Source organism: Gordonia sp. i37, from assembly GCF_002043085.1.
Lineage (GTDB): Bacteria > Actinomycetota > Actinomycetes > Mycobacteriales > Mycobacteriaceae > Gordonia > Gordonia polyisoprenivorans.
Window position 1 is genome coordinate 1 of the sequence record NZ_MVPX01000428.1, and the last position, 7,070, is coordinate 7,070.

At 69.3% G+C, this 7,070-nt stretch carries 7 protein-coding genes and 1 riboswitch; of the genes, 1 reads left to right on the forward strand and 6 read right to left on the reverse strand.

Features of this window, described 5'->3' with window-relative positions; genetic code table 11:
• From B1964_RS21130 to B1964_RS21155, 6 genes are all read right to left on the reverse strand, one after another.
• On the reverse strand, positions 1 to 2,265 hold a 2,265-nt coding region (locus B1964_RS21130), incomplete at its 3' end, for an ATP-binding protein (RefSeq protein ID WP_079931167.1).
• A gap of 77 nt (positions 2,266 to 2,342) precedes the next feature.
• Positions 2,343 to 3,122, reverse strand: coding sequence for an ABC transporter permease (locus B1964_RS21135; RefSeq protein WP_006369492.1), 780 nt, complete (start codon positions 3,120 to 3,122; stop codon positions 2,343 to 2,345).
• Positions 3,119 to 4,210, reverse strand: a complete 1,092-nt coding sequence (locus B1964_RS21140) for an ABC transporter ATP-binding protein (protein ID WP_079931171.1) — start codon at positions 4,208 to 4,210, stop codon at positions 3,119 to 3,121. Before B1964_RS21140 ends, B1964_RS21135 begins: the two co-directional genes overlap by 4 nt.
• Before the next feature lie 93 nt (positions 4,211 to 4,303).
• Positions 4,304 to 5,083, reverse strand: coding sequence for a thiazole synthase (locus B1964_RS21145; protein WP_079931168.1), 780 nt, complete (start codon positions 5,081 to 5,083; stop codon positions 4,304 to 4,306).
• Positions 5,084 to 5,093: 10 nt separating this feature from the next.
• Positions 5,094 to 5,291 carry a sulfur carrier protein ThiS gene (gene thiS, locus B1964_RS21150; RefSeq protein WP_020172546.1) on the reverse strand — a complete coding sequence of 66 codons (198 nt, stop codon included), beginning with the start codon at positions 5,289 to 5,291 and terminating at the stop codon, positions 5,094 to 5,096.
• Entirely contained in the window at positions 5,288 to 6,400 is a 1,113-nt protein-coding gene (locus tag B1964_RS21155) for an FAD-dependent oxidoreductase (protein WP_079931169.1), read from the reverse strand. The genes thiS and B1964_RS21155 overlap by 4 nt, the downstream gene beginning before the upstream one ends.
• 9 nt (positions 6,401 to 6,409) lie before the next feature.
• Positions 6,410 to 6,521: riboswitch (TPP riboswitch) on the reverse strand.
• 56 nt (positions 6,522 to 6,577) lie between these two features.
• Between B1964_RS21155 and B1964_RS21160 the strand changes: the two genes are divergently transcribed.
• Positions 6,578 to 7,070 (forward strand): thiamine phosphate synthase (locus B1964_RS21160; RefSeq protein WP_079931170.1); only part of this gene is annotated, 493 nt, incomplete at its 3' end.

Sequence of the window (7,070 nt, forward strand, 5' to 3'; positions counted from 1 at the left end):
CAGCCGACGGCCGAGTTTCTCGAGATCGGCTGCGCAGACATCGAGTTCGATGCCGTCGCCGGCAGCATACGCCGCAGCGTGGCGGGCGTAGAGGCCCGCGAGCGGGCCATCGATCTGCTCGGCCAGTTCGGCCAGGCGGGGGCCGGCGCTGGCATCCCCGAAACGCACAGCGGTGTGCAGCGCCTCCGCCTCCACGGCGAGCTGCCCGGTCTTGGCCGCCAATTCTGCTGCCGCCCAGGCACGTTCGATGCCGATGGACACGGTGCCGGCGGCCGCGGCCTGCCACGCCTCGGCGATCCACAGCATCGGCCGGAACACCGCGACGTGCAACCCGTCCCGAGCGCGTGCCCGACCCAGCACCTCCTCGGCGCGGGTCGCCTCGCCCAACGCACTGAGCGCTTGGGCGAGAAAGACATACGCGGGGAAGTTCCACGACGCCGAATACTCGTCGCCGTCGAGGGTCGCCAGGGTCTGCTCGATACGCCGCACCACCGACGCACAGTCACCGCGCGCCAACTCGACCGCCGACACCAGGATTCCCGACATCGCCCAGCTCAAATACTGTGCGGTGTTGGCGAATGCGACGTAGCGCTGCACCGCGTCGCCGGCCGCGTCGAGTCGCCCGGACAGGATCAGCCCGAGGATCTCACCGATGCCTGCGGGATACCGGAGCAGCCCGTCGGTGTAGCGTTCGGCCTCACGTGCGCGACGGGCCAGCGGATCGAGTTCATCACCGCGACCGGACAATGCCCGCGACAACATCCCGCCGAAGACTCCCCACTCGACTGCCCACGGCAGGGCGTCCGGGGACTCCAGCGCAACGTCGGACAGTGCGATCGCGTCGGCGATCCGGTTCTCGAACAGCGCGCACGCCGACGCGATGCCGTCGACGATGCGCAGCAGATTCTCGTCGTCGACCTCGGCACGCACCTTCTCGAGGATCTCCTCGGCACGCTCGGCCTGATTCATCACCCAGAACATGTTGCCGACGCGCTGCAGCCCGATCCGCAGTCGCAGCGGCGCGTCGAGTCCGGTGGTGTCGATGTGGGCGAGAATGTCCTCGGCCTCGTGCGGATGGCCCTGCCACATGAGTGCCCGGGAGAGCAATTCGGCCTCGGCCGGGCCGCCGCCCTCCTCGATCGCCGCGCGCGCGAAACGTTCTCCCATCGGTGTCTGCGCGAGGTTGAGCGCGTCGTCGGCGGCCGCCGACAACAGGCCCAGATCAACCGCCGAGGTGTCGCTCTCCAGTGCCAGTTCGGCCAGCCGGATGCGGTCCAACGGGGTCGCGAGCGGACGTTCACGCAACGCCCGCACCAGATTCCCGCGCAACCGCCGCGACGACGCGAAACCGAGCCTGCGCCGGATCACCTCGCCGAACAGTGGGTGGTGGAAGCCGACATTGAGTTCGCGGCCCTCCCGCTCGATGCGCACGAGCCCGTCGATCTCGGCCTGCTCGACCGCCTCCTCGCCGGCGACCTCGGCCAGCACGTCGAGGTTCAACGGCTCGCACAGGCTGAGATACTTCAGCGCGGTCAGCACCGCCTCGTCGAGCTGTTCGATGCGCCCGTCGAGCAGTGAGGCGAGTTCGGAGGTGATCGCGGCGCGCCCGCGCAACTGCCACACGCCGTTGACCTGACGCAGGGTGTTCGCCTGGCGCGCGCCGTCGACGAGATGCCGCAGGAACAGCGCGTTGCCTCCCGACGCCGCCCACATCCGATCGGCCGAGTGCTCCTCGAGCTGGCCACCGAGAACCGACTCCACCAACTCCACGCTCTGCTCTTTGGTGAACGGCGACAAGGTGATCCGCAGGAGATGGTTGTCCTTCCACAGCGACGTCACCGCGTCCGGGACGGACTCGCCGCTGCGGACGGTCGCCACGATGTGCACGGCGCGGTCGATGGCGAGCTGATGGAGCAGCGTGGCCGATAGCTCGTCGAGCAGATGGGCGTCGTCGACGCCGATGACCGCATTACCGCCGGCGAGCAACGACTCACGGGCCGCCGCGAGATAGGTGACCGGATCGCTCGACGTCGCCGGGCCGACGAGGTGGGCGAAGACACCGAGCGGGATCGAGCGGGCCGATTCGGTCCCGGCAACCCATCGCACACCCGCACCGATCCCGGCCGTGACGTGGCGCGCGAGCGTTGTCTTGCCGACGCCGGAATCACCGGTCAACACCACACCGCAGACCGCGGTCTCGTCCCGCAGGGCGGCGGAGATGGCTCGGTATTCTTTCTCGCGTTGGACCAGAGGCCAGTTCGCCATGTGGGTATTTTAGTCCTTTTATCAGCTAAAACGCAGCTCTTGTTCAGCTGTTCGACGGCCGCGGGCGCCGTGGTGGTTCACGCGTCGCGTTGGTTCGCCAACCACACCCCGGCAACGAAGACCACAACCGCCCACACCGCGAAGTACACCAGCGAGACCCCGGAATTCCAGTGATAGTCATCGCCTGCGGTGGCCCCGGAGAGGAAGCGGGACCCGTTGGCGAACGGCAGGAACGGCCCGATCCAGTCCTTCACCTTGGGCACCGCGCCGAGGATGGTCTCCACGACGAGCATCCACACCAGCACGATCGAGATCGCGCCGGCCGTCTGCCGCACCAGCGCGCCGACCCCCATCGACAGCAGCACACACAGCGCCGCGTAGACGGGGACGCCCCAGATCTGCCGGACGACGGTGGCGTCGCCGAAGCCGAAGCCACCGATGCCCGCGACCAGGATGCCCACACAGATGACGGTAAGGACCAGCATCGTGACGAAGGTCAACGACACGTACACCGTGGCCTTCGCCAACAACGCCGAGGTCCGCTTGGGCACCGCGAGAAATGTCGCGCGGATCGTCGAGAACCGATATTCGCTGGTGATCCCGAGGACGGCCATGATCATCAGGACGATGACGGCGAACTGGTTGAGCCCGAGGAGGGCGACGGTCAGCGCGGAGCCGTCGACACCGGCCGAGGTCGATGTGGCGGCGCCGGGCCCGGCGGTCTCGTTGACATTGCTGGCCAGACCCGCGAACAGTCCGGTGACGCCGAGGCTGAGGATCACCACGAGGCCCATACACCAGTAGGGCGAGCGGATGGAGGTGAGCTTGATCTGCTCGGCGCGCAACAACTCGATCATCGGTGTCCCCCGTTCTGAGGACCCTGCTGCTGGTGACCACCAGGCGGTGGGTACTGCCCGGGTGGGTACTGGTCGGGTGGGTACTGCCCGGGTGGATACTGCCCGGGCGGGAATTGTGCGGGTGGCCCCCACTGGCCCGGCTGACCCGGCGCAGGCGCGGGCACGCCCGGATGCTCGTTACCGCCGTGGTACTCCACGGCGTGGGCGGTCATCGCCATGAACGCCTCCTCCAGCGAGGCGGTCTGCGCGACGAGTTCGTGCACGGTGACGCCCGCGGCCGCGGCGACGTCGCCGACCTGGTCGGTGGTGATGTCGTCGAGGGCGAGCACCGGCCGCCCCTGCGGGTCCTGCTCGGGGCGCGGCGACAGTCCGGCCGAGACCAATGCGGAGTGAAGCTGTTCGGGTTGCGGGGTACGGACGCGTACGACCGTGCGCGCCGACGCGGTGAAATCCGACACCGAGCTGTCGGCGATCAATCTCCCCTGACCGATCACCACCAACCGCTCGGCGGTCAGTGCCATCTCGGTGAGCAGGTGACTCGACACGAGGACCGTACGACCCTCGGCGGCCAGGGATTTCATGAAGTTGCGAATCCAGACGATGCCCTCCGGGTCGAGCCCGTTGACCGGCTCGTCGAACAGCAGGGTATGCGGATCACCGAGCAGCGCACCGGCCAGCCCGAGCCGCTGCGACATACCCAACGAGAAGCCACCGGCGCGTTTGCGGGCCACCTGTGTCAGGCCGACGGTCTCGAGCACCTCGTCGGCCCGCGTTGCGGGGATCCCGTTGCTCGCGGCCAGCCACCGCAGGTGCGAGCGCGCACTTCGGTTGGGGTGCACCCATTTCGCGTCCAACAGCGCGCCGACCTGACGCAGCGGATGGTCGAGCTCGCGGTAGGGCTTGCCGTTGATGGTGGCGCGGCCCGACGTCGGCCGGTCCAGTCCCAGCATCATCCGCATCGTGGTGGACTTCCCGGCGCCGTTCGGGCCGAGGAAGCCGGTGACGACCCCGGGGCGGACCTCGAACGACAGGTTGTCGACGGCACGGACGTTGCCGAAGTCCTTGGTGAGGTTCTCGACACTCAGCATGCCGACGACACTACACACCGTGCGTTACCACAGGCCTGCCATCGAATGACCCCGCACCGTCGGACGAGTGGCCCGTCCGACAAACGGCGCAAGTCAGAGCTCCGGTGAGGAGGCCAGCGCCCATCGCCGACGGGGAATCCGGCCCGCGGTGGCGGCCAATCGCCCGGCCGTGACCGCGTGCCGCATCGCCGCCGCCATCCGCTCGGGATCGTCGGCTCGCGTCACCGCGGACGCCAGAAGAACTGCGTCGCAACCGAGTTCCATTGCCAACGCGGCGTCACTGGCCGTGCCGATGCCCGCGTCGAGGACCACCGGTACCCCGGCGGCCGACACGATCATCTCGATGTTGTGCGGATTGCGGATTCCCAGCCCGGTGCCGATGGGCGAACCCAGCGGCATCACCGCGGCGACCCCGAGATCCTCGAGTCGCGCCGCGAGCACCGGATCGTCGTTGGTGTAGGCGAGCACCGTGAAGCCGTCGTCGACCAACTGCGCTGCGCCGTCGAGCAGTTCGACGGGGTCGGGGAGCAGCGTGCGGTCGTCGGCGACCACCTCGAGCTTCACCCATGACGTCTCCAACGCCTCTCGGGCCAGTTGCGCGGTCAGGACCGCCTCGGCCGCGGTGCGGCTGCCCGCGGTGTTCGGCAGGGGCGCGATCCCCAGGCGCCGCAACACATCCAGGACGCCGGTCGTGCTACCGGCGTCGACCCGCCGCATCGCGACGGTCGTCAGCTCGGTACCGGAGGCCACCAGTGCACGTGACAACACGTCGAGGGTGCTCGCCCCGCCCGTACCCATGATCAGTCGGGACGTGAACTCGCGGTCGGCGATCCGCAGGACATCGGTGTCCGGTGAACCGTCGGTCGGCGCCACCTTCGTGGTACTAGCCACCTTGCACCGCCGTCACGACCTCCACGGTGGCACCGTCGTCGAGGACGGTGTCCCATCGGCTGCGCGGGACCACCGTGCCGTCGACGGCCACCGCGATCCCCTTGTCCGGCAAACCCATCGATGTCAACAGGTCGCGCACCGAACCACCCGGACGAAGCGGGCCGTCGGCACCGTTGACCGTGATCGTCATGTCGTACTCCTCTCCTCGCGCACGCCGACGAGCGCCCCGTCGTCGGCGAGTAACTCCAGGAACACCTCGGAGGTGTACGGCGCCAACACGATTCCGTTGCGCCCATGGCCGCCGGCGACGACGGTCCGCTCGTCGAGCCGCTCGATGATCGGCAATCCGTCGGGTGAACACGGGCGAAATCCCGCTGTCGCCTCGACGAGCGCATAATCGCGGGCACCGGGGAAGACCTCGATCGCGTCGGCGAGCAACTCGGCGACGCCGACGGCCTGCGGCAGCGGCTCGCCCGAGCGCCACTCCTCGATGTCACCCTCGTATTGGGTTGCGCCAACCACGATTCCGTCGTGACGGGGCACCAGATACACCATGCGCCCGTCGACCCGCGCCCGGATCACATGACGTGGAGGTGGCACCGTCATGCGGTCGGCGCGCAGCCGCAGCACCTCACCCTTGGCGAGATGGATCGGCGCTGCGGGCCACAGATCGGCCAGCCCGGCGCCCGCCGCGAGCAGGATCTGATCGGCGTCGTCGAGGTCGGCGAGATCGGTCACCCGGCCCGTGCCGATGCGGCCACCGGCGGCGACCAACGCGGACTCGAGGGCGGCGAGCAGTCGCCGATTGTCCACGGCCCCTTCGCCTGTCGCGAGATAGCCGCCGCGCACCCGCGCGCCGATCGCCCGTTCCCGTGCCCGGACCCCGGCGGCGTCGATGCGGCTGAGCCGATCCACGGCGTGCGGGCGGGTCGACCACACGAAGTCGGCGAGTTGGGTCAGGTAGGCCGCGTCGGCGGTGGTCGTCGCGACGAACAGCGAGTCGGCGGCGGTGGCGATCCGCGGGTCGCCGAGTCGCTCGATGAACGTCGGCCATCGGCGGACCGACCGCTCGGAGATCGCGAGCAACGCATCCTCACCGGGGTGGCCCTCGCCGAGGGAGCCCAGCATCCCGCCGGCCACCCACGCCGCGCGCCGGTTTCGGCCGGCGTCGACGACGGTGACCTGCCAGCCCGCATCGGCGGCGGCAAGTGCGCAGGTCAACCCGATGATTCCGCCGCCGACGACGGCGAGGGTGCGGCGTGCGCCGCCCGCGGTGTCCGTGCGGTCGGCGGGGGTCATGCTCGGGTGCTCATGCTCTGCAGTCCTTCCTTCGCCGGCATGATCCGGATCAGGTGTGACGGTCAGCGGGGGCGTCCCGCACTCTCAGCCCGGCGTACCCCGGACTCCCGTGTCGTGTCCTCCACCCTAACAGCGCGGCGATGGGTGCGGGTACGCCCGTGCCCTAGCCTGTGAGACATGCCCCGAGAGAACCGGATTGCGCGCGACGGCGACCCCACCGACGATCCACGGCGGGCACGTCTGCGTGCCGCGCGGCTCTACCTGTGCACCGACGCCCGACGCGAACGCGGAGATCTACTGGAGTTCGTCGACGCCGCCCTGGCCGGTGGTGTCGACCTCATCCAGTTGCGCGACAAGGGATCTCCCGGTGAGCGGGAGTTCGGGGCTCTCGAGGCCGGTGAGGAGTTGGCGATCCTGGCGGAGATGCGCGGCGTCGTCGACGCACACGGGGCGTTGCTGTCGGTCAACGACCGCGCCGACATCGCGCTGCTCGCCGGCGCCGACGTCCTGCATCTCGGTCAGGGTGATCTGCGGCCTGAGCAGGCGCGGCGCATCGTCGGCGACGACGTGATCGTCGGGGTCTCCACCCACGATCCCGACCAGGCCCACGCGGCGATCGCCGACGACGCCGTCGACTATTTCTGCGTCGGTCCGTGCTGGCCGACCCCGA

Coding starts and splice junctions, on each gene's coding strand:
- thiS (WP_020172546.1), bottom strand. CDS start 5,291: ATGACGATCACGGTCAACGGTGCCGACGGCCCGCTTCGTCCGGGTGGT.
- B1964_RS21135 (WP_006369492.1), bottom strand. CDS start 3,122: ATGATCGAGTTGTTGCGCGCCGAGCAGATCAAGCTCACCTCCATCCGC.
- B1964_RS21140 (WP_079931171.1), bottom strand. CDS start 4,210: ATGCTGAGTGTCGAGAACCTCACCAAGGACTTCGGCAACGTCCGTGCC.
- B1964_RS21155 (WP_079931169.1), bottom strand. CDS start 6,400: ATGACCCCCGCCGACCGCACGGACACCGCGGGCGGCGCACGCCGCACC.